General features: G+C 69.2%; 19 protein-coding genes. 16 read left to right on the forward strand and 3 right to left on the reverse strand.

Going from position 1 to position 24,668, the window contains the following annotated elements; translation table 11 throughout:
• The first annotated feature begins 144 nt into the window (after positions 1-144).
• From LzC2_RS11665 to LzC2_RS11685, 5 genes are all read left to right on the forward strand, one after another.
• The gene (locus LzC2_RS11665; protein WP_171187094.1) at positions 145-1,212 is read left to right on the forward strand and encodes a sugar ABC transporter substrate-binding protein; all 1,068 of its coding nucleotides are present in this window, start codon (positions 145-147) and stop codon (positions 1,210-1,212) included.
• The gene (locus LzC2_RS11670; protein ID WP_315854640.1) at positions 1,209-2,801 is read left to right on the forward strand and encodes a sugar ABC transporter ATP-binding protein; all 1,593 of its coding nucleotides are present in this window, start codon (positions 1,209-1,211) and stop codon (positions 2,799-2,801) included. The genes LzC2_RS11665 and LzC2_RS11670 overlap by 4 nt, the downstream gene beginning before the upstream one ends.
• Complete coding sequence (locus LzC2_RS11675) at positions 2,798-3,754, forward strand: ABC transporter permease (protein WP_171187096.1); 957 nt, start codon at positions 2,798-2,800, stop codon at positions 3,752-3,754. Before LzC2_RS11670 ends, LzC2_RS11675 begins: the two co-directional genes overlap by 4 nt.
• Before the next feature lie 76 nt (positions 3,755-3,830).
• Entirely contained in the window at positions 3,831-4,835 is a 1,005-nt protein-coding gene (locus tag LzC2_RS11680; RefSeq protein WP_315854641.1) for a nucleoside hydrolase, read from the forward strand.
• Positions 4,836-4,923: 88 nt separating this feature from the next.
• Positions 4,924-6,771, forward strand: coding sequence for an arylsulfatase (locus LzC2_RS11685; RefSeq protein WP_171187097.1), 1,848 nt, complete (start codon positions 4,924-4,926; stop codon positions 6,769-6,771).
• A gap of 129 nt (positions 6,772-6,900) precedes the next feature.
• On the opposite strand, the gene LzC2_RS11690 is transcribed toward LzC2_RS11685, so the two are convergent.
• Positions 6,901-7,503 carry an HNH endonuclease gene (locus LzC2_RS11690; protein WP_171187099.1) on the reverse strand — a complete coding sequence of 201 codons (603 nt, stop codon included), beginning with the start codon at positions 7,501-7,503 and terminating at the stop codon, positions 6,901-6,903.
• A gap of 373 nt (positions 7,504-7,876) precedes the next feature.
• Here LzC2_RS11690 and LzC2_RS11695 point away from each other — a divergent pair, with 373 nt between their 5' ends.
• On the forward strand, positions 7,877-11,491 hold the full coding sequence (locus LzC2_RS11695; RefSeq protein WP_171187101.1) for a hypothetical protein: 3,615 nt from the start codon (positions 7,877-7,879) through the stop codon (positions 11,489-11,491).
• A gap of 197 nt (positions 11,492-11,688) precedes the next feature.
• Positions 11,689-13,263 (forward strand): Hsp70 family protein, encoded by a 1,575-nt coding sequence (locus LzC2_RS11700; protein ID WP_171187102.1) that lies wholly within the window; start codon positions 11,689-11,691, stop codon positions 13,261-13,263.
• 86 nt (positions 13,264-13,349) lie between these two features.
• Here the strand turns inward: LzC2_RS11700 and LzC2_RS11705 are convergent, their stop codons facing one another.
• Positions 13,350-16,775, reverse strand: a complete 3,426-nt coding sequence (locus LzC2_RS11705) for a right-handed parallel beta-helix repeat-containing protein (protein WP_171187104.1) — start codon at positions 16,773-16,775, stop codon at positions 13,350-13,352.
• A complete protein-coding gene (locus LzC2_RS11710) occupies positions 16,765-17,559 on the reverse strand; it encodes a hypothetical protein (RefSeq protein ID WP_171187107.1) in 795 nt (264 codons plus the stop codon). Before LzC2_RS11710 ends, LzC2_RS11705 begins: the two co-directional genes overlap by 11 nt.
• Positions 17,560-17,917: 358 nt before the next feature.
• Between LzC2_RS11710 and LzC2_RS11715 the strand changes: the two genes are divergently transcribed.
• The 9 genes from LzC2_RS11715 (at position 17,918) to LzC2_RS11755 (ending at position 24,635) form a co-directional block, all read left to right on the forward strand.
• Positions 17,918-18,310 carry a response regulator gene (locus LzC2_RS11715; protein WP_206678674.1) on the forward strand — a complete coding sequence of 131 codons (393 nt, stop codon included), beginning with the start codon at positions 17,918-17,920 and terminating at the stop codon, positions 18,308-18,310.
• 55 nt (positions 18,311-18,365) lie between these two features.
• Positions 18,366-20,072 carry a GspE/PulE family protein gene (locus LzC2_RS11720; RefSeq protein ID WP_206678675.1) on the forward strand — a complete coding sequence of 569 codons (1,707 nt, stop codon included), beginning with the start codon at positions 18,366-18,368 and terminating at the stop codon, positions 20,070-20,072.
• Between the two features lie 106 nt (positions 20,073-20,178).
• Positions 20,179-21,303 (forward strand): type II secretion system F family protein, encoded by a 1,125-nt coding sequence (locus tag LzC2_RS11725; protein ID WP_171187111.1) that lies wholly within the window; start codon positions 20,179-20,181, stop codon positions 21,301-21,303.
• 65 nt (positions 21,304-21,368) lie between these two features.
• Positions 21,369-21,716, forward strand: coding sequence for a type II secretion system protein (locus tag LzC2_RS11730; protein ID WP_171187114.1), 348 nt, complete (start codon positions 21,369-21,371; stop codon positions 21,714-21,716).
• 422 nt (positions 21,717-22,138) lie between these two features.
• Positions 22,139-22,522, forward strand: a complete 384-nt coding sequence (locus LzC2_RS11735; RefSeq protein WP_171187116.1) for a type II secretion system protein — start codon at positions 22,139-22,141, stop codon at positions 22,520-22,522.
• Positions 22,523-22,596: 74 nt separating this feature from the next.
• Positions 22,597-23,112, forward strand: coding sequence for a pilus assembly FimT family protein (locus LzC2_RS11740; protein WP_194362381.1), 516 nt, complete (start codon positions 22,597-22,599; stop codon positions 23,110-23,112).
• The gene (locus LzC2_RS11745; protein ID WP_171187120.1) at positions 23,109-23,591 is read left to right on the forward strand and encodes a type IV pilus modification PilV family protein; all 483 of its coding nucleotides are present in this window, start codon (positions 23,109-23,111) and stop codon (positions 23,589-23,591) included. Before LzC2_RS11740 ends, LzC2_RS11745 begins: the two co-directional genes overlap by 4 nt.
• A complete protein-coding gene (locus LzC2_RS11750; RefSeq protein WP_206678676.1) occupies positions 23,588-24,154 on the forward strand; it encodes a PulJ/GspJ family protein in 567 nt (188 codons plus the stop codon). Before LzC2_RS11745 ends, LzC2_RS11750 begins: the two co-directional genes overlap by 4 nt.
• A 112-nt stretch (positions 24,155-24,266) precedes the next feature.
• The gene (locus LzC2_RS11755; protein ID WP_171187124.1) at positions 24,267-24,635 is read left to right on the forward strand and encodes a hypothetical protein; all 369 of its coding nucleotides are present in this window, start codon (positions 24,267-24,269) and stop codon (positions 24,633-24,635) included.
• The last annotated feature ends 33 nt before the right edge of the window (positions 24,636-24,668 follow it).

Raw genomic sequence — 24,668 nt, forward strand, 5'->3', positions numbered from 1 at the left:
CCTCCGCCCCCTCGGCCATCGTCGCGAAGAACTCGTTGGCGAGGGACTTCATGATGAGGGCCACCCGCGGCTTGCCGCCGCCGCCGGCGCCCAAGACAGCATGGCGTCCGCTGCCGACATTCATGCCCTCTTGACGCAACACCCATGACCGCCCTTCGACACCTCCCCCTAACCGTCCGCTTCACCGGCCGCATTCCCGTCGCGGTCGCTTCCGCCGCCCTGCTCGCCGCGGTCCCGTTGTGGGCCGCGGGGTGCTCGTCGAACACAGACGAATCCGCCGGTGCCACTGCCGGCGACGGCGGCAAGCCGCGGGTGGCCCTCATCATGAAGTCCCTCGCCAACGAGTTCTTCGCGACGATGGCCGAGGGGGCGGAGGCGCACCAAGCGGAGCACGCGGACGAGTACGACCTGATCGTCAACGGCATCAAGGACGAGCGGGACCTCAGCCGGCAGGTGGCGTTGGTGGAGGAGATGGTCGCCGCGGGGGTGGAGGCGATCGTGATCGCCCCGGCGGACTCCAAGGCACTCGTGCCCGCCCTGCGGCGGGCGGAGAAAGCCGGCGTGACGGTGGTGAACATCGATAACCGGCTGGACGCGGAGATCCTTCAGAAAGAGGGCGTGACGGTCCCGTTCGTCGGCCCGGACAACGCCGCCGGGGCGAAGCGGGCCGGGGCGTACCTCGCGGAGACGCTCGGCGAAGGCGATTGGCAGGTGGGCGTGCTGGAGGGCGTTCGTACCTCCGAGAACGCCCGGCTCCGCAAGGCGGGGTTCGAAGCCGCGATGGCGGACGCCGGGATCGAAATCGTGGACAGCCAGTCCGCGGAGTGGGAGATGAGTCGGGCGAGTTCCGTGGCCGCGGCGATGCTCAGCGAACATCCGGAGATCGACGCGATCCTCGCAGCGAACGACTCGATGGCCCTGGGCGCGCTCTCCGCGGTGAAAAGCGCCGGGCGGGCGGGTGAGGTGCTGATCATCGGGTTCGACAACATCGGGGCGGTCCGGGAGGCGATTCGCGACGGCAAGATCCTCGCCACCGTCGATCAGCACGGCGGCGAGTTGGCCGTGTTCGGCATCGAGGCGGCCCTGAAGGAACTGGCCGGGGAGCCGGCCGCGGGGGACGTGGAAACCGCCGTCGACCTCGTCACCGCGGAGACCATCGAAGCCGAGGCGGACGGCGCTGATGCCGAGGCCGCCGACGGGGAGGCCCCGTGACGGCGGACGCGGCCGACGCCCCGCCGCTGCTGGCGGCCCGCGGGCTGACGAAGCGGTACGGGACCGTGACGGTGCTGGACGGGGTCTCCATGGACGTCCGCGGCGGGGAGGTGCATGCGCTGTTGGGGGCGAACGGGGCGGGCAAGAGCACGCTGTGCAAGATCCTTAGCGGTCTGACGCCGGCGTCGGCCGGGTCGGCGACGCTGGGCGGGGCGGCGTACGCCCCGGCGTCGAAGCGGGAGGCGGAGGCCGCCGGCGTGGAGATCGTCCAGCAGGAACTGAACCTGATCGGCACGCTGTCGGTCGCGGAGAACCTGCTGTTCGCCCGTCTGCCGAACCGGCTCGGGGTGCTGCGGGTCGGCCGGTTGCACGCCGAGGCCCGGGCGATCTTGGACCGGTTCGGACTGCCCGGGGTGGACCCGGGGGCGCCGGTCCGTTCGCTGGGGGTGGGCCGGCAGCAGATGGTCGAGATCGCCGCCGCGCTCGCCCGCGACTGCCGCGTGCTGATCCTCGACGAGCCGACCGCGGCCCTGTCGGACACGGAGGCCGGGCAGCTGTTCGGCCACCTGCGGGATCTCCGCGACCGCGGGGTGGCGGTCGTCTACATCAGCCACCGCTTGGACGAGGTGAAGGAACTCTCCGACCGCGTGACGGTTCTCCGAGACGGCCGGCACGTCGTCACGCGGGACACGGCCGGGCTCTCCACCGACGCCATGGTCGCCCTGATGAGCGGCGAAGAACGGGACGCCGGGCCGTCCGCGTTCCGTTCCCACCGTCGTGAGGGCGACGGCGAGAGGGACGTGGCGTTGCGGGTTCGCGGGCTGTGTCGGGGGCCGGTGCGGGACGTTTCGCTGGAGGTGCGACGGGGCGAGCGGCTGGGGGTGACCGGGCTGGTGGGATCGGGCCGAACGGAGTTGCTGCGGGCGATCTTCGGGGCGGACCGGGCGACCGCGGGGACGGTGGCGGTGAACGGCGTGCCACGGGGCCGGTTCCGCCACCCGCGGGCGGCGGTTGAGGCGGGGCTGGCGATGGTCACCGAGGACCGCAAGAGCGACGGCCTGCTGCTCGCCCAGCCGGTCGGCGTGAACGCGACGCTGTGCAGCTTGTGGACGAAGTTCTGCCGGTTCGGACTGCTCCGCGGGGCGGCGGAGCGGCGGGCGACGGCGGGGCTGATCGAGGATCTGGACGTCCGGTGCCACGGCCCGGACCAGCTCGCCGGGCAGCTCAGCGGCGGGAATCAGCAGAAGGTGGCCGTCGGCAAATGGCTGGTCCGCGGGGCGGACGTGCTGCTGTTCGACGAGCCGACCCGCGGCATCGACGTCGCCGCCCGCCGCCGCATCTACCGTCTGCTCGAAGCCCTCGCCGCCGAGGGGAAGGCGTGCGTGATCGTCAGCAGCGACCTGGAGGAGCTGTTCGAGACCTGCGACGCGATCGCCGTGCTGTGCGACGGCCGGCTGACCGGCACGTTCCAGCGGGGCGAGTGGACCCGCGAGAAGATCCTCCAAGCCTCGTTCGACTCCGACAAAGCCGCTCCCTCCCCGGCTGCCGCCGACACCTCCGACGCCTCCCCGGCGGACCGCCGCGCATGACCGCCCCCCGCCTCTCCCGATCGCTGATCCAGTACGGCGGGCTGTCCGCCGCGCTGCTGGCGATGATCGCCGCGTTCAGCCTCGGCAGCGAGAATTTCTTTCAGACCTCCACGCTGGTCTCGATCGCCAATCAGATTCCCGAGCTGACCTTTCTGGCGGTCGGGATGACGTTCGTGCTGATCGTCCGCGGCATCGATCTGTCGGTCGGGTCGCTGCTGGCGTTGTCGGCGGCGACGCTGGGCGTGCTGATGGCCCGACACGAGTGGCCGTTGCCCGCGGCGCTGGCGGCCGCCGCGGCGGTCGGCGCTCTGTGCGGAGCGGTGAACGGGGCGCTCTCGGTCGGGTTCGGCATCCCGTCGTTCATCGTCACGCTGGGGATGCTGGAGGTCGCCCGGGGCGTGACGAAGAAGGTGACGGATTCCCAGTCGGTCTACATCGGCGGCCCGGTCGAGGCGTTCGGGGAGCCGATGGGAGCGCTGCGCGTGTCGCCGGCGTTCCTCATCGCGGCACTGACGGTCGCGATCGGCCAGTTCGTGCTGACCCGCACGGTGTTCGGCCGGTACTGCACGGCGGTGGGAACCAACGAGGAAGCGGTCCGCATGTCCGGCGTGCGACCGGCGCCGTACTTCGTGGCCGCGTTCGCCCTCAGCGGGCTGATGTGCAGCCTCGCCGGATTCGCCCGGACCTCCCGCCTCTCCACCGCCGACCCGAACGGCGCCGTCGGGATCGAACTGAGCGCCATCGCCGCCTGCGTGATCGGCGGGACGAGCCTGATGGGCGGCCGCGGCAGCGTCGTCGGGTCGTTCCTCGGCGTGCTGGTGATCCAGGTGATGCAGACCGGGCTGGCCCAGATGGGCGTCTCCGATGCCGACAAGCAGATCGTCACCGGCCTCGTGATCGTCGCCGCGGTGCTGTTCGACGCCCTCCGCGTACGTCTCGGTCCCCGCTCATGACCGGCCCCCCGCCGCTTCTGCCCGCCGCCCGGCGGGTTCCCGTCCCGCAGCCGCCCTCGCAAGCCCCCGCCGCCCCGTGACGCCGCTCCTCCTGCTTTCGCTCTGTCTTCAGCCCGGCTCGAACGAGCCCGCGGATGCGGCGCCGGTCCCGGTGATTTTCGACACGGATATGGCCGGCGACTGCGACGACGTGGGGGCGCTCGCCGTGCTGCACGCGCTGGCGGACCGCGGGGAGGCGGAGATCCTGGCGGTGATGACGAACTCGACCGACCCGGCGGGGTTGTCCGGGGCGGCGTGCGACGTAATCAACACGTTCTACGGTCGGCCCGACCTGCCGCTCGCCTCGGACAAGCAGGGCGCCGTCGGACCGGTGACCGCGACGCGAAAGGGCAGTTCCTACACGCCGGTGTTGGCCGAGGAGTTCCCCCACGACGCCCCTCCGGACGCGGAACTGCCGGACGCCCTGCCGCTGTACCGCGAAACGCTCGCGGCGGCCGCCGACGGAACGGTGGTGATCTGCAGCGTCGGGGCGCTCAGCAACCTGGAGGATCTGCTGAACAGCGGGCCAGACGCCGCCAGCCCGCTCTCCGGGGAAGAGTTGATCGCCCGGAAGGTGAAGCGGCTGGTGGTGATGGGCGGGCATTTCCCGCGGTCGGCGAAGCCGGAGTGGAACCTGCGGCTGGACCCGCCGGCGGCGGTCTCGGTTGCGGTCCGATGGCCGACGGAGGCGCTGTGGCAGGGGTTCGAGGTGGGCGCCAAGCTGATCTGCGGGGCGGGCCTGAAGGACCTGCCGGAGCCCAACCCGATCCGTCGGGCGTTCGAGATCCGGCCGTACATGGGCGGCCGGTCGATCGACCGCGGCAAGCCGGCCTACGACCAGGCGACCCTGCTGCTGGCGGTCCGCGGGCCGCAGGAATCGTTGTGGACGGTCAGCCCCGCCGGCCGGGTGGTCGTCGACTCCGACGCTCACACGGAGTGGGTCCCCGACGACGCCGGCCGGCACCGCTTCGTCTCGATCAAGGGCCGCCCGAACCGCCTCGCCGCCCTGATCGACGAACTGATGGCCGTCCGCGGCCGCTGATCCGTTCCCCCATCGAGCCTCTGTCCGCCGGGCCGACCACCGATGTCGCGGCCCCGGCTGCCGACTCCCTCACGCCGAAAGCTCGCCCATGATACGCTCTCGTCCTGCAACGCTCCTCGCGTGGGCGCTGCTCGCTGTTTTGCCCACTGTCGTTGGTCCAGTCGGCGCGGCCGGCGATCGGCCGAACGTGATCGTCGTGATGACGGACGATCAGGGGTACGGAGACTTCTCCTTCAACGGCAACCCGGTCGCGGCCACGCCGCATATCGACCGGCTGGCGGCGGAGTCGGTCCGGCTGACGGACTTCCACGTGGCCCCGATGTGCACCCCCACCCGGGGGCAACTGATGACCGGGCTGGACGCCTTTCGGAACGGGGCGGTGAACGTCAGCAGCGGCCGGGCGCTGATGCGGACCGACGTGAAGACGATGGCGAACGTCTTCGCGGACGCCGGCTATCGCACCGGCCTGTTCGGCAAGTGGCACCTCGGCGACAACATCCCCTTCCGTCCGGGGGATCGCGGATTCGAGGAGGCGCTGTGGTTCCCCTCCTCCCATATCGGCAGCGTCCCGGACGCCTGGAACAACGACTACTTTCGCGACGAGTACGTCCGCAACGGGGCGAAGACGCGATACGACGGCTACTGCACCGACGTGTTCTTCCGGGAGGCGACGGACTGGATGAACCGCGACGACGATCGCCCGTTCTTCGCCTACATCGCCCCCAACGCCGCCCACTGGCCCTGGTTCGTGCCGGAGCAATATCGCGGCCCGGTTCGCGCGGCGTTGGATGCGAACCCGGACGTCGCGGCCGACCTGACGGACCAGCAGCGGGAGGATCTGATCAGCTTCCTCGCGATGGGGGCGAACATCGACGAGAACGTCGGGGCCCTCACCGCCTTTTTGGACCGCGCCGGGCTGGCGGAGAACACCGTCGTCGTGTTCCTCACGGACAACGGCAGCACGATGGGCGAGCTGTACTACAACGCCGGGATGCGGGGGAAGAAGACGCAGTTGTGGGAGGGCGGGCACCGCGTGCCCTGCCTGATCCGCGCGCCCGGCGGGGCGGTCGAGCCCCGCGACGTGGACGCCCTGACCCACGTCCAAGATCTGCTGCCGACGCTCGCCGAACTGGCGGGCGTACCCTGCCCCGATGGGCTGGACGGCGTGTCGCTCGCACCGCTGCTGCGGGGCGAGGCGGAGACGCTCGGCGACCGCACGCTGGTCGTGAACTACAGCCGCATGCCGAACGCCCGGCGCCGCGCGCGGCGCCTGCCGGACCTGACCATCCCCCGGAAGGAGGGCGCCGGGGTGCTGTGGGGCCCGTGGCGTCTGTTGCAGGGCGGCGCCCTGTATCACGTCGATCGCGACCCGCACCAGGATCGCGACGTCTCCGCTGATCACCCGCAGGTCGTCGCCCGGCTGCAAAGTCATCTGGACCGGTGGTGGGAGGGGGTGCGGGAGGACGCCGTCGTCGTGCGCCGGGTCGTCGTCGGGGACGACGCGGAGAACCCCTCGGACCTCACCGCCTGCGAGTGGCTGAACGTGTTCGTGGATCAACAGGCGCAGGTCCGCCGCGGCGACCGGAAGAACGGGACGTGGTCTCTGTCCGTCGCCCGGCCCGGCCGCTACGAGCTGACGCTGCGGCGCTGGCCGAAGGAAAGCGGCCTGCAGTTGGACGCCCCCGCCCCGGCCTACGACGCAGTCGACGGAACCTTCCCGGCCGGCGTGGCCCTGCCGATCGCCGCCGCGACCGTGACCGCCGCCGGCCGCACCGTCCCGGCCCCGGTCTCCGCCGACGGCACCGCCTGCACGGTTCAGCTCGACCTGCCCGCCGGACCGCTGGACCTGCAGACGACCTTCCTCGACGCCGACGGCGAAGAAATCTGCGGCGCGTATTACCTGACCGTCGAACGCCTCTCGGCAGTCGCCGACTGAACTCCCGAACCAGCGTCGGCGATTTGCCCGGGCCTGTCCGCGAATCCAGCGCAGCGAAAACGCCCCGGGACCGCGTGGGGACCCGGGGCGCGACGGACGAAACAGCGATGACGAACCCTCTACGGGCGGTCAGGCGCCGAGCAGTTCCACGTTCCAGTACGCCTCGGAGAGGAACCGCTCCCAGCTTTCGACGCGCACGTTGCGGGCGCCGTACACGGGGCTCCACGCGGGCCGCTTCGGCTCTCGGGGGAGCGTCATGCGGGCCTCCTCGGGCGTGCGGTCGGCCTTGCGATGATTGCAGCGCACGCAGGCCAGCACGCAGTTCTCCCAGCTCGTGGCGCCGCCGCGGCTGCGCGGATGGACGTGGTCGATGGTCAACTCGTTTCCGCCCGGCTTCACGCCGCAGTACTGGCAGGCGTTTCGGTCCCGGCGGAACAGATTCCGACGGGTGAACGGCACCGTCCGGCGGTGCAGCTTGTCGTAGGTCGTCAGCGTGATGACTTCGGGAACCTTCAGCTCAAACCGCACCGTCTTCACGGTGAGTTCGCCGTCTTCGGGCGTCTTACGGCTCCAGTCGTCCCAGCTGTACAGCTGGTAGTCCGCGGGATCGACCACGCGGGCGGAGTCGTTCCACAGCAACACCAGCGCGCGGGCCACGTTCGCCACTCCGACCGGCTGCCAGTTGCGGTTCAGAACGAGAGTGGGGCGGGAGAGGGCCGCGACGGCGGTCATGGCGGAGCTTTCTTGATTCGGCCGGCTCCGTCGCGGGGACGGGGCGAACCGGGGATGGGGAAAAGCAATCACGCATCAGACCGCCACGCCGCCGGAAAGTTCGCCCGTCTCGAACGCGAGGGGTTCGACTCTCGCTTCTCGGGCGCCCCCGCTCCGGGGACGGCCCGGGCACGCGGGAACCGGACGCCGTCGCGCGCGGGGCAACTCCCGGGCCGTTCGGGTCGGAATCACCCTATCGGGGCCGCAGACCCCCGGCAACAGGTTCGCCCGCCCCGTAAAACGGTCTTCATCCGCGAATCATCGGGTTTTCACGGTCTGCCGGCCCCCGGTCAGCCGATTCGACGGGGTCCGTCCCCCGCACTCCGCCGCGCCCGTGCCGACCGAAACCGACCCCGCCGTCGAACCGGACTCGCCCCGCGAGCGCCAATCCAAGGCGCCGCTGCGCTGGGGGCGGTTGGCGTTGGTGGGCGCCGTGCTGATCGTGGCGGGGCTGTGGTTCGCCCCGGCGCTGGTCGCCCGGTCCGGTCTGCGGCACACGATCGCTCATCGCCTCTTTCCGGAGCTGGAGGCGGACGTCGTCGTCGCTCGGGCGGAGCTGTCCTGGTTCGCTCCGGTCACGCTCCGCGACGTGGTCGTGACGGCCCGCGGCGAGGCTCACGCCGACCGCGATCCCCTGATGACCGTCGCGTCGATCCGCACCGATCAGCCGCTGCGCGCCCTGCTCTCCGCCGCCCTGTTTCCGGGCGACGAGCCGGCGGACTACGGGAGCGTCACGCTCAAGCAGCCGCGGGCGCACGTCGTGGTGCGGCCCGGCGGGAGCGATCTGGAAGACCTCCTCGCCCCCCTGCTCTCCGCCGAATCGACCGGGGCCGCCCCGGGGTACGCGGTGGTCGTGGAGGAGGGGACGCTCGTGCTGATCGACGCGGCCGGTCGCCGTTTGGAAGGACGGGAGCTGTCCGGCACGGTGCGCACGGCCGTGGGGGCGACGCTGCCGGAGCGGGTTGAGTGCGCCGGGACGTGGGGCGACGGCGAACGCTCCGGGCCGCTGGCGATCACGCTCGGCCCGAAAACGGGGGCGAGCGGGGAGCGGGTCGCCGGCAACGAGTGGACGCTGCGGGCCGACGGCCTGCCGCTCGTGGCCGCCGCTCCGCTGCTGACCCGGTTTGAAGAGGAGGCGAACGACGCGGACGAATGGGCGCTCAGCGGAACGCTCTCCGCCGCGTTGAAGGGCACGCTGTCCGCCGAGGGATGGACCGCCGGCGGCGAAGTGAACGGCGATCGCCTCACCGTACGGCGGGCCGACTGGCCGGCGACCGACCGCCTGCGGATCACCGCCGCGACCCTGTCGGGCGGGCTCTCCGGCGGGCTGTCGAGCGACGACGGGGCCGTGCGGGCGCATCGGCTGGCGTTCGCTTCGGACCTGTTCGACCTGTCCGTCGACGGCCCGCTGCCGACCGCCCTGCCGGCCGATCCGGCGACCCTGCTGGATGCGGACCGTCGGCTGGTCGCGAGGGCGGACGTCGCCGCGTTGGCGGATCAGTTGCCCGGCCTGCTGGGCGTCGCCGACGGCGTCTCGGTGGAAGCGGGGGAACTGAACCTGACCGCATCGACGGGGGCTGGCGACGTCGCGGACGCACGAAGCCTGAAGGCTTTGGTCGATCTGACGGGCCTGCGCGCCGTCCTGCCTGGGGGCGAGCGAATCGCGCCGGCGGAACCGCTCTCCGCTCGCGCGGAAGCGACGCGCGACGCCGAGGGGGCGGTGCGTTTCGATCGCCTCGCAGCTCGCGCCGACGGACTGACCGCGGTGGGGCGGGGCACGGCGGAGGAGTTGGACGCGGAAATCACCGCCGACTTTGCCGTCTTCGATCGCACCTTCGGCCGGCTGCTGGACCTCGGCGGGCGTTGGTCGGGGGCGGCGGACGGCGTCGTGCGGGTCCGCCGGGCCGCGGCGGATCGCTTCACCGTGCGGTTCGGGGGAGTGGGGCGTGATCTGTCCTTCGCTCCCGCCGCCGGCGGCGCCGCGATCCGCGAGGAAGAGGTCACGGTGAAGCTGGGGGCGGATCTCGTCCGGAACGCGACCGGCGCCTGGTCGCCCGTACTGGCCGGCGTGCAGGCCGAAGCGAACGACGACGTCCTGACGGTGACGCCGGGAGAGGCGAGCGAGCTTTCCGTAACTCTCCGCGGGGAGTTGGCGACGCTCGTGCCGCGGTTGTCGGCGGCTGTCAGTCTCCCGGGTGTCTCCGCGTCGGGAGACATTCGGGCGACGGCGACGCTGAAGCCGGTCGAGACCGGTTGGGCCTTGGAGGACGGGCGGGCCGAGTTCCGTCGCTTGCGCGTGGACGCTCCCGGGCTGCGATTGCGGGAGTCGGTCGCCACGCTGAACGCCCGCGGCGTCTACGACGCAGTCGCCGGAACGGTCGCGGCGGACGGGGAATGGAACGGCGACGCGGCGGTCGTACGGGCGGAGCGCTTGCGATTCGACCCCGCTGCGACGCCGTCGCTCACCAGCGAGCTGTCCGCGACCGGCGACGCGGCCCGGGTCTGGGCCTGGTTCCCCGCCGCCGACGCCGCCTCCGTGCGACCGGAGGGGCGCTTCGCCGCGACCGGAACCGCGACCGGTTCGGTCGGCGCCGAGGGTTTCGGCGGGGCCGGGTTCGCGGGGACGGCGACCTTCACCGATCTCGCGTTCTTCACCCCCCCCGCCCCGGGCGCCGCTCCGGGAACCCCGTGGGCGGAAGCGTGGCGCGAACCGGCGGCGACGGTCGCGGGGACTATGCGGTACGACGCGGGGGCGGAGGACGTGGTGCACCTCGGGCCGTTGGCGGTGACGGCCGGCGGGGCGTCCCTGTCGATCGGCGGCACGTTGGCGGACCCGGCCGGCGCGATGATCGCGGATCTTTCCGGCCGCTTGGCCGCGGACTGGGCTGTGCTGGGTCTGCGGTTCGGAATGGCGGAGGCCGGCGTGACGGTGATCGGAACCAGCGATCGGCCGTTCGTGATCCGCGGACCGCTCGGCTCCGCGGCCGGGCTCTCCTCGCCGGATCTGTCCGCCCGGGCGGGATTGGGATGGAGCGAACTGGCGGCGAGCGGGTTCTCCTTCGGTCCGGGCGACCTCGTGGCCACGTTGGGCGGCGGCCGGGTGCGGATCGACGGCGTCGATTGGCCGCTCGTGCCGCTCTCCGCCTCAGGAAACGCCGGGGCCGAAACCGTCGGGACTCGCAGCGTCGCCTATGCGGGACCGCTGAGCGGCGGCGCCGCGGTCGGCCGGGTGCGGACGACGCCGGTGATCGATCTGACCGGTCGCGAGACCGTCGTGCGGCTCCCCGCGGGGCGGGTTCTGTCCGGCGTGCGATTCACGCCGGAAGCCACTCAGGGGTGGTTGAAACTGGTCAGCCCGCTGGCCGCGGACTCCGTGCAGGCCGACGGGGCGTTCGATGTGGACCTCGACGGCGCCGTCGCTCCGCTGTCTGAACTGCTCGTCGGAGACCTCCGCCGCTCGGGGGCCGGCGGGCGGTTGGTCGTGGAACGGGCGGAGTTCTCCGCCGGTCCGGTCGCGGAGGGATTGCTGGGGGCGGTTCGCAGCGCCAGCGCCCTGCTCCGCGGCTCCGTCGGCGGCGATCTGGAGGACGTGCGGGTGATGCTGCCGGCTCAATCGGTGGCGTTCCGGCTCTCCGGCGGACGGGTGTTTCATCAGAACCTCGTCGCTCGGAGCGGATCGGTGCAGATCGCGACGAACGGCTCGGTCGGGTTGGACGGCACCCTCGATTTGCGGGCCGAGGTGCCGCTGGGCGGGGATCTCGGCGGCCGCACCGCGACTGTGCCGGTCGGGGGCACGCTGGACGCGCCGCGGATCGATCCGTCCCGGCTGGCGAGCGCCGCCGCGGAAGGAGCGGCCAGCGCCGCCGTCGAGCGGGAGCGGGACCGGCTCGAACAGAAAGCGACCCGGGAGATCGGCCGCGGCCTGGACCGGCTCTTCGGCCGGGAGTGAGAGCGGCACGGGCGGGAACGAGTTCGGGCGGGAGTGAGAACGGCGGCGCGGGTTGTCCCGGCCTCACGCCCCGCGTGATCGCGGGACGGTCCCGCGGCGGTTGCGGCGGCCGGGCGGCGGGCGGAAGATCGACCCGCCTTCCCCTTCCCCGCCCGGCGCCACATTCCCCCGGGCCGGCCATTCGGACGCAGCCTGCCATGAAGTTCCTCGACGGCGAGACGGTCGGCATCGACCTCGGCACGACCTACAGCGCAATCGCTCACCTCAATGACGAGGGCGAGCCGACCATCATCAACAACGGCGACGACCGCCCCATCACCCCCAGCGTGGTGCTGCTGGGCGAAGGCGGCCGCGTGATGGTCGGCCCCAGCTTCGAGCGCATCGCCTTGGAGAAGCCGGAGAACGTCGTCGAGGCGGTCAAACGGCAGATGGGGAATAAAGATTATTACGTCGTCTATCAGGGCAAGAAGCTCACGCCGGAGTTCATCAGCGCCCTGATCCTCAAGAAGCTGAAGCAGGATGCGGAGGTCCGCATCGGCCCCGTGGCGAACGCCGTCGTCACGGTTCCCTACTATTTCAACGACGTGCGTCGCAAAGCGACGCAGGACGCCGGTCAGGTGGCGGGCCTGAACGTCGTGGACATCATCAACGAACCGACCGCCGCCACGCTGGCCTACGCCTGGAGCAAAGGGGATCTCGGCCGCGTCGACGGCGACGGGAAAGAGACGACGATTCTCGTGTACGACCTGGGCGGCGGGACGTTCGACGTCACGGTGGTGCGCTTCACCTCCACGACGTTCCGCGTGCTGGCGACGGACGGGGACGTGATGCTCGGCGGGTTGGACTGGTCGAACCGGCTGGTCGACCACCTCGCCGAGCAGTTCACCCGGAAATTCGGCGACGATCCCCGCAAGGATCCCGAGGGTCTGCGGGCCTTCTTCCAAGAGTGCGAAGACGCCAAACGCAAGCTGTCCAAGGGCGGTCGGGCGCCGGTCAGCGTGTACTACAAGGGGCAGACGCTCACGGTGCAGCTCACCCGGGCGGACTTCGAGCGCATGACCGCCGACCTGATGCAGCGGACCCGCGACACCACGGAACTGGTGCTCCAGCAGTCCGGCGTGGACCCGGCCCAGCTGGACGAAGTCGTGCTGATCGGCGGTTCGACCTACATGCCGATCGTCGAATCGACGCTGAAAGAGATCACCAAGCAGGAACCCTCCCGCAGCCTGATGCCGGAGCGGGCCGTCGCCGAGGGCGCCGCGATTCACGCCGCCATTTTGCAGGCCAAGCACGGCGGCGGCGGGAAGATGGCGGACGCCCTCCGCAAGCGGCTCGAACGGGTCAAACAGGTCGACGTGAATAGCCACAGCCTGGGCATCAAAGTCGCCGACCCGGAGAAGAAGGGTTCGCGGATGAACCACGTGATGATTCCGCGGAACACCTCCATCCCCGCCAGCAAAACGCAGCGGTTCAAAACGACCAGCGAGAACCAGAAGACGGTGCACGTCGAGGTGCTCGAAGGCGAGGCCCGCGACCCCGCCGCCTGCACGCTGATCGGCGACTTCCGCATCGTCGGTCTGCCGCCGAACATGGCGAAGGGCAGCCCGGTCGAGGTGACCTACAGCTACGACGCCAGCGGCCGCATCAGCGCCAAAGCCCGCGACCTGACGGCGAATAAAGAGGCGACCACGGAGATCGTCCGCGACGGCGGCCTGTCCGAAGGCAACGTGGCGGACTTCGAGAGGCTGGCCAGCGAGTACGACGTGGATTAGGTGCGAGTCTCGGGAGAGTTGGGCGCCGCGGACGCCCGTCGTGCGCTCAACTCTCGATCTTTCACTCCCAACCGTTCGCTCTCAGCTCACTTCGCGGTTTCTTTCCACTTGAGAATCCGCACGCCGCCGCTGGGCTTCTCGTATTCATAGGCGCCCAGATCGTGCCCGCCGTAGCTGGGGCGGGCGTAGCCGAGGAGGTCGGCATCGACGACCCCGGTCAGGTCTTTGCCGACGTTGATGGCGGGAGAGCCGGCGGCGAGGCGGTAGTCGCGGGTGGCGACGTCGCGAAACAGCGGTTTTTTAAGGATGTCGTTGGAACCCGGCGGCACGTCGTCGTACGGGTTCGGGGCGTCGATCAAGACGTGGTCCGTCGTGGCCGTCCCCGCGTTGCGTTCGATGCCGTAGTTCACCCCGACAAGGATGGAGTTCGTCAGAGCCACGCTCCCGTTGTACAGGCGGACGGCCTCGTCCGTTGTGACCAGGGTGACGTGATTCAGGGTGACGAGGGCGCCCGCATCGCTCACCGTGACGCCTTCGTCCCCGCCGACGGCGAGGAAATTATCGATCCGAACCGTTTCGCAGCCGTTGCGAACGTCCGCGCCGGTATTGAGGCAGTCGTAGGCGACGCAGTCGACGACGACGGCGGTCGAACAGTCCAGGAGGTTGTAACCGGCGTCGACGCATCCGAACACGGAGCAGCGGGCGATGTCGGCGGTGTGATATTCGGGTTGAAAGCCGTCGTCGCCGGCGGGGCTGCTCGCCGTACAATCACGGGCGACGAAGGCGGCGTACTGGGTCTCGAAGCCGTCGTTTCCAAAAGCGGCGGCGGTGCAACGGTCGAACGTCGCCGTGCCCCGGCGCGTCGTGTCGAACGCGACGTCGAAGGCGTCTTCGAAGCAGGAGAGCACGGAGCAATCGGTCAGGAGCGCGTTGAACCCATAGATTTGAATGCCGTCTCCCCCGGCGTCGTGGATCCGGCAACGCGTCACTGCGGCATCGCCGATGACGTTGCCGATCTGGTCCACGTCGATCCCCTCGTCCCCGGCGGTCAGGTCGCAGTCCGTCAGCGCCAGGGTCGCGGCGACGTCGGGGAGCGAGTTGAAGACGATGCAGTCCAGATCGCGCGTCGCGATCGTGCAGCGTTCCGCGGTGAGCGAGCCGCCTCCGTCGACCGCGACGCCTTCGCTCCGGCAGGTGAAGTCGCAGTCCGTGACGGTGACGGACCCGCCCTCCGGGTAGAATTTCGTCGAACTCCAATTGGAGGCGTCCGTCCAGTTCGAGACGGTCGCATCGACCGCGACGCCGACTCCCGTCGCGAGGTATAAGGCGTGTTGGCATTTCGAGATCACGAGGTTCATCACGCCGTCGACGACGAGGTCGTCCGCATTGACGTAAATGCCCCGGTAGAAGCCGGAAATCGTGAGATTGCCGTGTCGAGAAGGGGCGAGCGAGCAACGTTCCAAATAGATTCCCGTCCCGCTGGCCCCGCCGGTCAGGTACCCGTCGCTATCCACGACGACCGTTTTGCTGACGTCGATCCCGGAGAGGTCGAGCTGCCCGGCTCCCGCCGCGGTCGCCGCGTTTCGGGAATATCCCAGGCCGTTCTCGCATTCGAGCGCGACGTAGCCCTGCACGGTGACCGCCGTCGGGGACGCATCTGCGGGATCATTATAAAGGAAGAGTCCCCAATCGTCCGCGGCGCTCGCCGCGCAATTCGTCAGCATTGCGCCGGGGCACCGCTCCACCTGCATGCCCGTCTCTGCCCCGTCCGTGGACACGTTTCGCCAATCGACGCTGCATTCGATTGCCAACAACCCGAAGGTGTAGTCTGGAAACGCCAAGGGACCCGGCCCGTCGATCGTGACGTTCCCCGCCCCCCCGTCGATCGTCCAATTGACTTGATAGCCGTAGACGCCGATCCGGTTGTCGATGAAGGCGAGGTTGTCCGCGGCGACCCAATTCCACGAACCATTCGAGAGATAGAGCCCGTGGTCGCTGCAACGATCGAAGGTGCAATCACGGAGGTCCGGGTCGACCCCGGTGCGGATCCGCAGTCCGTTTCCGTCCCTTAGGAAGACGCAGTTCACCGCGGAGACGCTCGACGCGTCGAGGTCGGCGCCGGCCCCGCCGACCACGTTGGCGCCGATGTCGGAGAACGTGCTGTCGCGCAGCGTCGCGGAGGACGCATTATTGGCGGCCAGGCCGAAGTCGCCGCCGGCCATGGTGACGTTCCGCACGTCGATCGTATCGACCGCATCCAGTTCGATATGAACGCCGTTGCCCGCCATTGACTGGCCCGAGTAGGCGAACTGCGTCGCGAGCGTCGGATCCGCCGGCCAGAGGATCCCCACACCGTTATTCACGCAGGTGAGGATGTCGTCGGCCGTGAGCGTGAAGGAGGTATTCGACGCGGAGACCAAAATCCCCGCGACGCTATGACCGCTGACGACCACGTTCGTGAGCGACAGTTCTTTCCAAGTCGTGGAAATGCCTTCGTCGCTGTCGCGGATTGCGCAGCCGGTGAGAACGGGTTGATCGATCGAGGCGGCGGCGCCGTTGGTGGGGTCGAGCAGAGAGACGGCCGTACCGCAGCGGTCGAAACTGGTGTCCAGGATCTGGACCTGATTGCCCGTGAGGTACGCCCCGCTGACCGCGGCGTCCGCGAAGGTGCATTGTGAGATCGTGACGCCGGCGCCGGCGCTGCGATAAACGCCGTATCCGCCGCCGTTGAACGAGCATTCGGAAACGGTGGCCGTGGTGCCGGTCAGGCGGATGTGCGTCCCGGATGGTCCGACGTTCGTAAAACCTGACGTATTGATCTGCAGGGTGGAATCCTCTCCAAAGACGCCCAATGAACTTTCCGTGAAGGTGCAGCCTGAGATCGTGGCATTGGCTGCACGACCCTGCAGAGCGGCGTAGGAGCAGTCGTGAAACGTGCAATTTGAGACGACCAGATTCGAGCCCTCCAGCGCTCCGAGGCCGCCGGTACAATTCTCGAATCGGCAGTTCTCGAACCGAATCTCGGTGCAATAGGCGGTCGCGGCCGCGTAGCTGGTCCGTGTATCGGACGGCGTGTTCCGAGAGAAGGTGAAGCCGCGGACGGTCGTATAGTCGCCGTAGATTCCCAGTCCGAGCCAATACCCGTACTCGCCGGAGTAGGTCGCGGCGGGACGCAGCCTCACCACGCCCGCGTCGCCGGTCATCGAGCCGTCCGTATCGGCGATGTACGTGATGCGAGAGGCGGCCGTCCCGTCGGCGTACTGGGGGGCGTAGGCGTCGTAGGTGCCGGCGCCGACGTAGACCGTGTCGCCGGCAACGACCGCGGCGGCCGCTTTTCGAACGGTGCGCCATGGTTTGTCCGCGGAATTCCCCCAAGACGAGGGGTCCGCCGGGGTGTCGTTCCCGGACGTTCGAACGTAATACGTCGCCGCATCGGCCGTGCCGGCGCCGAGGCACAGCAGGGCGAACGCGGCCGGCAGGAGGACGCGGAGGGGGCGGCGGTCAGTCCTCATCGTCGTCGTCCCGCGGGGCGTTGTCGTCGCCGTCTTCGTCCGGCCGCTCGACGCGGTAGGAGACCGGTTCAGGCGGCGCCGGCGGCGGGGTGAACGCCCTTCGGGCATCCCGTTCCGGACTGATCGCGACCTCGGACTGAGACGCGGCGGTTCGAGACGTGGCGGACCGAAGCGAGGCGGACTGAGACCCGACCGTCCGCGACCCCGGCCGGGAGGTCGTTTGGGCGGGGCGCGTTGTGGATCGACCGGGGACGAAAGCCGATGAACCGCCCCCCGCCCGTTGCGCCGTGCCGCGCGCCAGGTGCAGCACCACGCGGCCGGGGTGCTCGACGGTCGCCGTTCCCTCTTCTTCGCTGAGTTCGACCAGCGTCACCCCGCCCCGGCTCTCGCCCGCGGCCAACGTCATGACGACGCCGGAACCGTCCTCCTGTGCCGCCCACAGCACGGCCATATGGCGATCGTCCATCGAGATGAACCCCCGGAGGTGCAGGTGCTGCGCCACGGGGCCGGCCTCCTCGTCCTCCTCCGAGACGACGGGCGGGCCGAAGAAGTCCCACCCGACGGGCTGCTCCAGAACGGCCTCGCCTTGCGAAGCGCTCGAGACGGCAGCGGGACTCGGTACCGCGGCGGGAGCCGGCTCGACTTGTTCCGGTCGGGGAGTCGGTTCCGCCGGAGGCAGGGCCGCTTCCTCGGTGGCGGCAAGGTCCGACGCGCCGCAACCGCTCAGCGCCGCCGCGCAGGCCAGGATTCCAAGCAACGCGACGCGGGGCGGTCGGAGCGGCATGGGCGTGAACAGGCTGGTGGGGGGCGGGATGGACGCGGAGGTCGGTCGAACTCTCGCCCGCCATCCGACGGAGCGCCGCCGTCCCCCGGCGCCGCGAGCCAGCGGCCGGCGCCGGACCTGTCGGCGGTCCGGGATGCGACGGCGATGAGGGTTGCCGGGTCGGGAAACTCCTTCGTTCCCCGAGTTTTTTGCTCGCTTCACGGCATGTTGTAAGGTTGCCGGCGGCTGGGTTCGGTCGCGTCCCGTTCCCCTCCCTCGGTCGACCGTCATCGCCGCCGCCGTCGCCCCCGCCGGTTCCGCTCGCGCCCCGTCTCCCTCGACGCCCGTCCGCGGGGTGGTGGGAACGCTGGGCGTGGTCTTGAACGATCCGCTGCTGCGGGCGATCACGATGCGGCGCCTGGAGTTGCTGGGGTATCGGGTCGTGCCGCTCTCGGAAGACCCGGCCGCGACGCCCTCGATGGCCGAGGAGGAAGGCGTGCACGCCGTACTGATCGATTTGGAACTCCCGGACGGGGCGGGCCTGCGGATCGTGGAACGGCTGGCCTCCGGCGACGCCACCGCCGCCCTGCCCGTGCTGGGACTCGCCGCCGATACGCCTCAGGGATTAGTGGAAGAAGCGTTCGCCGCGGGTGTCGCGGACTTCCTGATTCTGCCCTACGACCCGTTGGTGCTCGAAGCGAAAGCGGCCGCGTTGCTGGCTCGCTCCGCAGTGAGCGCTCCCGGCCCCCTCCCGGCTCGGAAAGCCGCCTGACCGCGCGACGAGGCTTCCTCCCAGCGCTTCCCCGACCTCGAACGGACGCACGACCATGGCCCGCCGCCTCGGCGATATTCTGCAGGAACGCGGCTGGATCGACGCCGACGCGCTCACCCGCGCCCTCGCCGACCAGAAGGGCGGTCGCGGACGCCTCGGCACGTTGCTGCTGAACCGTGGGCTGGTCTCGCGGGATCAGCTGGGCGAGGCGTTCGGGGAGCAGTTCGAGGTGCCGTTCCGGTCCCTCACCGCGATGCATATTCACCCCCAGCTGCCCCGGCTGTTGCCGGAGGCGTTCGCCCGGGGGCGGGAAGTGGCCCCGGTCGACGTGGAGGGCACCCGGCTGACGCTGGGGATGGCCGCTCCCGACGATATGGAAGCGATCAGCGAGGTCGAGTTATTGACCGGCTATCAGGTCAGCCCGGTCATCTGTTTGGCGGACGAACTGGGCGCCGTGCTGGACCGGGCGTTCGACGAACGCGTCGCGGCTCGGCAGACGGCGGTCGATATTCGTTTTGAAGAACTCCGCACCGGCGCCGAATCGCCGTCGGCCCAAGCGCAGTCCGAAGATCCGGACGCCCCCGTGGTGCGGCTGGTTCGCTCCATTCTGATGGGGGCGGTGCACTCCGGCGCCAGCGATATTCACCTGGAACCGCACGATCCGCAGATGCGCGTGCGCTATCGGGTCGACGGGCAACTCCAGGAGATCATGACCGTCCCCGGCCACAGCGAAGAGGCGGTGGTCGGCCGTATTAAGGTGATGGCGGATATGGATACCGCGGAGCAGCGACGCCCGCAGGACGGCACGCTGACGCTGGTCGACGGGGAAAGCCGGGCCAGCTTCCGCGTGAGTTCCATCCCCACCGTCGGCGGGGAAAAGGTGGTCATGCGTGTGTTGGACGAAAGCGGCCGCACGTTTAGTTTCGACGCGTTGGGCATGCCGGACGATCAGGTGGACCGCGTCCGCCAGTTGCTCGATAAACCGCACGGGATGGTCGTCATGACGGGGCCGACCGGGTCCGGAAAAACGACGACGATGTATTCGATGCTGTGCAGCATCGATTCGGACCAGCGGAATATCTCCACGATCGAAGACCCGGTCGAGTTCCGCCTGCCGGGCGTGAATCAGGTTCAGGCGAACAATGATTTCGGCATGGGCTTCGCGAACGGCTTGAAGTATTTGATGCGGCAGGATCCGGACGTGATTCTCGTCGGCGAAATTCGCGACCGTGAGACGGCGACGGCCGCCGTTCAAGCGGCGTTGACCGGTCACTTGCTGATCTCCACCCTGCACACGAACGACGCCGTCGGGACCGTCGCGAGACTGGCGGACCTGGGTCTGGACCAGTTTAAAATCGCCGGATCGCTGATCGCCAGCATCGGCCAGCGATTGCTCCGCCGGATCTGTCCTCACTGTCGAACCGAGCAGGCCGCCGAACGACGCGGGGCGAACGAGAAACTCATCGACCTCCTGTTCGCCGGCCGCGAACGGCCCGCGGAGGTCGATCCGGACGCCTTATATTTTGAAGGCGCCGGCTGCGAACGCTGCCATGGAACCGGGTACGCCGGTCGCGTCCCGATTTATGAAATCATGGCCGTCACGCCTTCGATGGAGCGGGCGATCGAGGCGGGATTGCCGGGCAGCAGGTTGCGGGAACTGGCTGCCGCGGACGGGATGATCGAACTCGCCGTCGGCGGGCTGCGACAGGCGCGCGCCGGCGTGACCACGGTGGAAGAAGTGTACTTCAAACTGGCTGGTTAGGAGGACATGACGGCTGGTTTCGGGCGTTCGGCTGTTACGGACTCCCTTCATTCCGACTCGATGTCGCCGACGTTCTCGCTCCCGCACCTCCGATCCCGACTCCCTCATGTCCGCTGCCGCCCCGTCCCCCCCCGGCGTGCTCGGGTTTCTCTATAAGCTTCAGGAAATCAAGATCGGCGGCGGCCCCGCCGTCGTCGTGAAGCGGAAGGATCTGGTCGGGATCTTAAGGAATCTGTGCACGCTGATTCGGAACGGCGTCGGCCTGCCCGGGGCGATCGCCACGCTGCGGGACGATCCGGCGAACCGGAAGTACGCCGTCATCTTCGACCGCATCGGCGAATCCGTGGCGACCGGCAGCACGCTGTCCGCCTCGCTGGCGGAGTTCCCGGAGTCGTTCTCCCGGTTGCTGGTCCATCAACTTCGGGTCGGCGAGCGGGCCGGCACCCTGCCCGACAGCCTGGATCGCGTGACCAAACAGCTCGAACAGGGAGCGAACCTCAAAGCGTTTCTCGTCAAGAAATTGAGTTATCCCGCGCTCGTCACCGTCGCCGGCAGCGGGGCCGTGACGTTCATGATTCTGTGCGTCATCCCCACGTTTCAGGAGATGTACGACGAGAGCGGCGCCACGCTGCCCGCGATCACGCGGTTGCTCGTGTGGGTCGGCCAGACCGTCACGGCTCATGCGCTGCTGATCCTGACCGTCCTGGCCGCGCTGGTCGGCGGGGCGATCTGGGCGTGGAAGGACCCGAACAGCCGGGCCGTGATCGACCGAACCTGCGTGCGAATGCCGTTCCTGGGCGGCTGGTTCCGGAAGATCGCCGTCCTGCAGTTTATGGACGTGCTCGGCAATCTCATGGAAAGCGGCTTCACCTTGGCGGATGCGGTGATCCCCGCCTCCGAGGGCGTTTCCAACCGCCACGTGCAGGGTCAGATCCGGCGCTTACACGCCGCGATTCGACGGGGCGAACGGTTCAGCGCGGCGCTCGACGCCGAAGGCGGGCTGTTCCCCCCGATGGTCCGCCAGCTCGTGATCGTCGGCGAGCGGACCGGCCGGCTGGCGCCGATCACGGCTCAGATCCGGACCCACCTGCGTTCCGACGTCGAACGCACGACCAGCGCTTTGTTGGGCACGATCGAACCGGTGTTGACCGTCACCCTCGCGGCGGCGATCGGCGCCATTCTCATGGCCGTCTATCTGCCGATGTTCGACCTGATCGGCCAGATGAATTGAGCAGACCGCGCGCGTTTCACTCCCCGAACACCGAAAGAACGTTCATGTTGAATGCATCGCGTCGCATGTCGTGCAATCGTCGGACGGTCGGCGTTGCGGGCCGAAGCGGTCGGCGGGGGCTGTCGCTGTTGGAGCTCATCGCCGTCGTGCTGCTGCTCTCAATTGTGGCGGCGGTGGTCGTGCCGCGCCTCGGCGGCGCCGGGCGGGATGTGAACGTGCAAAGCTGCGACCGCAACCGGGAGGCGATCGATCTGCACGCGGCGCTGCACCTGAGGAACACCGGGTCCTGGCCGCAGGCGAATCTATCCGACCTCGCCGCGACGCTGCCGGAGGGGTTGCCCGTCTGCCCGATCGACGGCTCGGCCTATACGTTCGACTCGGCGACCGGCGAGACGGTTCCGCACGCTCACTAAGAAGCTGCTGCGATACCAGCCCGACGCGAGAGCGTCGGCCGTCGGCGCAGCCGACGGAAGCGCCCCGCGCAGGGGATCGAAACCACGCACCGCCGACGGTCGCATGTCGGGTTTATAACGGCGGGACGGTCCTGAAGCGGCTTCGAAGCGTCCCTTCACGGCGCTCGGCGGCGAGGATTGTCGCGGTCCGTAGGCCAGTTTCGTAGGAGTTCGAGCTATGATTTGTCGGCGCGCGAACCGACCCCCGGCTGTGCGGGCGTCGAAGTGCGGAAAATGAAAGACGGCGTCCGAAATGATCCGGCGCGTCCGCCGAGCGTGTTCTAGATTGGATCGGAGGTCACGAATGACCGCCGCTCGTCGCCGTCCGCCCGTTGGCCGTACTGCGATGTCTTCCCCTCAACGCATTCTCACAGGACTCCACTATGACCCGCTCCCTCCAGGGCCAGGCGGACCGCGGTCAGACGCGAGCTGCCGTCCGTTCTGGCAGAACGAACCGTCGCGCCGGATTTTCGCTACTGGAATTAATCGCCGTCGTGACGATCCTCGGGATCATTGCGGCCGTGGTGATTCCACGGATCACGTCCTCCGCGACGACGGCCGGCCAGCAGGCCGATCAACAGAGCGCGGCGGAGATGCGGTCGGCGTTGGAGCGTTATCGCTTCGACACCGGCGCCTACCCGACCGGGACCGACGCCGCCGCGGCCGCCACGACGCTCGTCACGGACGGCTATCTGCACTCCGAACCGGTCTGGCAGGAGCATACGGCGGCGTACGCGTCCGGCAAGGTCACGCTGACGCCGAACTGACCGCCGTCCCGACAGACGGAACGGATCGCATAATGTCCTAAGAGAGCGCCTCTCTCGCCGACCACTCAATCGCCGTGAATGACTCGCCCGCACGCCGTCGGTCGCCCCTTCCGGGCAGCCGACGGCGTTCTGCGCAGGAACGTCGGGGGGTGACGTTATTAGAGATCGTCGCGGTCGTCGCGCTGCTGGGCATCTTCGCGGCGATGACGGCGAGCCGGGCGAACGGATTGTTCGCGAACGCCGCGGCACGGACGGAAGTCGAGCGCTTCGCCGGGCTGCTCCACGATGCAAAGCGACGGGCGATCCTGACGGGCGACTCGCACGGCGTGGACTTCACCAAGTCCGGCACAGGAGTGCTCTCCGCACAGCTCGTTCGCGAGACCTCCCCGAATAACTGGGATCCGATCGACGATCTGATCGAGACGCCGGACGGTCTGGAGATCACGACGGGCGATCCGCATATCCGTTTTTCGTTCGAGGGCGTGCCTCTGCACGGGGGCGTCGAGATTCTCTTTGAAGGTCCGGATCAAACGTGGCGGATCTTCGTGCCGCCGCACACCGGCGCCGTGCGTGTTTCACAAACGATATGAACGCTCCGCTCGTCCGCCGCTCGAGACGCAAGGCGCTCCCCGCCCGGGCGGGGCTGACGCTCTTGGAAGTAATCGCCGCATCGGGCGTGATTGCGCTGGCGTTGGCGCCCGCGCTACGGATGACGCGCACCGCATTAATGGCCGCGGATCGGCTCGATCGACAGGAACGCTGCCTGACGGCGGCGAACGACCGGATTGAAACGCTGATGGCCCGCACCGCCGCGGACTGGGACGGTCAGGTGACGTCCACGCCGGTGTATTCCACGGTCGCGGTGGACGGCTATCCGGGGATGCGGGCGTCCGAACTCACCACGGATTCGACGAGCTACGGCGGGATCCCCGGTCGGTTGGCGGCGATCGGCACGCTGACCTGGTACGACGAAGACGGCGACGCCTCGCCGGACGCCGACGAGCCGCAGGCCTTATTGACCGTCGCCGTCGCCCGACTCAGCGCCTACGAAGCGCACGCGAATCCATGATCGCTCCGGCGAACCGCCGAACCGCAGCCCATCGTCTCCTTCCCGCGGCATGCCGCGGGCGGGGCGGGCTCACCCTGTTGGAGATCGTCGTGGCCGCCGCATTGATGGGGGGCGTGACCGCGTCGCTGCACATGGTTTTGAGAGGGACGGTGGACGCCACCGACCAGTTGCGGGGCGAGAACGATGCGCTCCGACACGCCGACGCCGGCATACGGTTTCTCACCCGCCGCTGCCGCGAGGCGGAGGGGGTCGCACAAATCGGAGGGACCACGAACGAGTCGTTTCATGTCGATGTCGGCAACGGCGAAACGGTTCGCTACTTCCGGGAAGCCGGCAGCAACACGCTGCAGATGACGGACTCGCGGATCACGGACGGGATCTCCCAAACCATCGCGGACGGGGTGACGGGGTTCACGCCGACCTTCTATATGGCCGACGGAGTGACGGCGACGACCGTTCCGGCGGAGGCCCGGCTGATCGACATTACCCTTACCGTCGATTTGCCCCGCGACGCCGCTGCCGGCAGAACCGTGCGCGGACGCGTCTGGGTACGGCGTTGGTGAACCCGCAACCGACAGGAGTGACGTGCGTCGCTCCGTCACCCCCCCGCCGCCCCCTCGCGCCCGCCGTTCGGCAGCGCGCCGTCCTGCTCCGAGAAGCGGGGCGGCGCTGCTGTTGGCCATTATCGTGGCGAGTCTCGCGGCGCTGCTGACGATCGCCCTGATGGACGCGACCCGATTGCGCGTCCGAGCCGCGATCAATACGCGCGATTACGAGACGGCGCGCTACGTCGCCGAAGCCGGCTTGCACCGCGGTTTGTGCGAGTTGGAGCAGGACATCACCTGGCGCGACGGCGTTTCCAACGTGACGTTCCCGCCGAATCCGACGGCCTACGGGGGAACCGGCGGCTTGACCAGCATGTATTCCGTCACCGTGACCGACGGGGTCGACGGTGAGGTCGATCTGCGGGCGATCGGCACGGTGGTCCGCGACGACGGGAACGTTACCCGCGTCCTCACCGCCACCGTCAAGCAGGGCGGATAATGAACGATTCCACCCCGCCCCCCGCCACCACTC

The organism is Alienimonas chondri, assembly GCF_013036045.1.
Taxonomy (GTDB): Bacteria; Planctomycetota; Planctomycetia; order Planctomycetales; family Planctomycetaceae; genus Alienimonas; species Alienimonas chondri.

What these genes read in the sequence shown, in the direction of transcription:
- LzC2_RS11665 (WP_171187094.1), top strand. Translation starts at nt 145, where the DNA reads ATGACCGCCCTTCGACACCTCCCCCTAACCGTCCGCTTCACCGGCCGC.
- LzC2_RS11700 (WP_171187102.1), top strand. Translation starts at nt 11,689, where the DNA reads ATGAAGTTCCTCGACGGCGAGACGGTCGGCATCGACCTCGGCACGACC.
- LzC2_RS11690 (WP_171187099.1), bottom strand. Translation starts at nt 7,503, where the DNA reads ATGACCGCCGTCGCGGCCCTCTCCCGCCCCACTCTCGTTCTGAACCGC.
- LzC2_RS11730 (WP_171187114.1), top strand. Translation starts at nt 21,369, where the DNA reads ATGTCGTGCAATCGTCGGACGGTCGGCGTTGCGGGCCGAAGCGGTCGG.
- LzC2_RS11720 (WP_206678675.1), top strand. Translation starts at nt 18,366, where the DNA reads ATGGCCCGCCGCCTCGGCGATATTCTGCAGGAACGCGGCTGGATCGAC.
- LzC2_RS11725 (WP_171187111.1), top strand. Translation starts at nt 20,179, where the DNA reads ATGTCCGCTGCCGCCCCGTCCCCCCCCGGCGTGCTCGGGTTTCTCTAT.
- LzC2_RS11685 (WP_171187097.1), top strand. Translation starts at nt 4,924, where the DNA reads ATGATACGCTCTCGTCCTGCAACGCTCCTCGCGTGGGCGCTGCTCGCT.
- LzC2_RS11705 (WP_171187104.1), bottom strand. Translation starts at nt 16,775, where the DNA reads ATGAGGACTGACCGCCGCCCCCTCCGCGTCCTCCTGCCGGCCGCGTTC.
- LzC2_RS11675 (WP_171187096.1), top strand. Translation starts at nt 2,798, where the DNA reads ATGACCGCCCCCCGCCTCTCCCGATCGCTGATCCAGTACGGCGGGCTG.
- LzC2_RS11710 (WP_171187107.1), bottom strand. Translation starts at nt 17,559, where the DNA reads ATGCCGCTCCGACCGCCCCGCGTCGCGTTGCTTGGAATCCTGGCCTGC.
- LzC2_RS11750 (WP_206678676.1), top strand. Translation starts at nt 23,588, where the DNA reads ATGATCGCTCCGGCGAACCGCCGAACCGCAGCCCATCGTCTCCTTCCC.
- LzC2_RS11745 (WP_171187120.1), top strand. Translation starts at nt 23,109, where the DNA reads ATGAACGCTCCGCTCGTCCGCCGCTCGAGACGCAAGGCGCTCCCCGCC.
- LzC2_RS11735 (WP_171187116.1), top strand. Translation starts at nt 22,139, where the DNA reads ATGACCCGCTCCCTCCAGGGCCAGGCGGACCGCGGTCAGACGCGAGCT.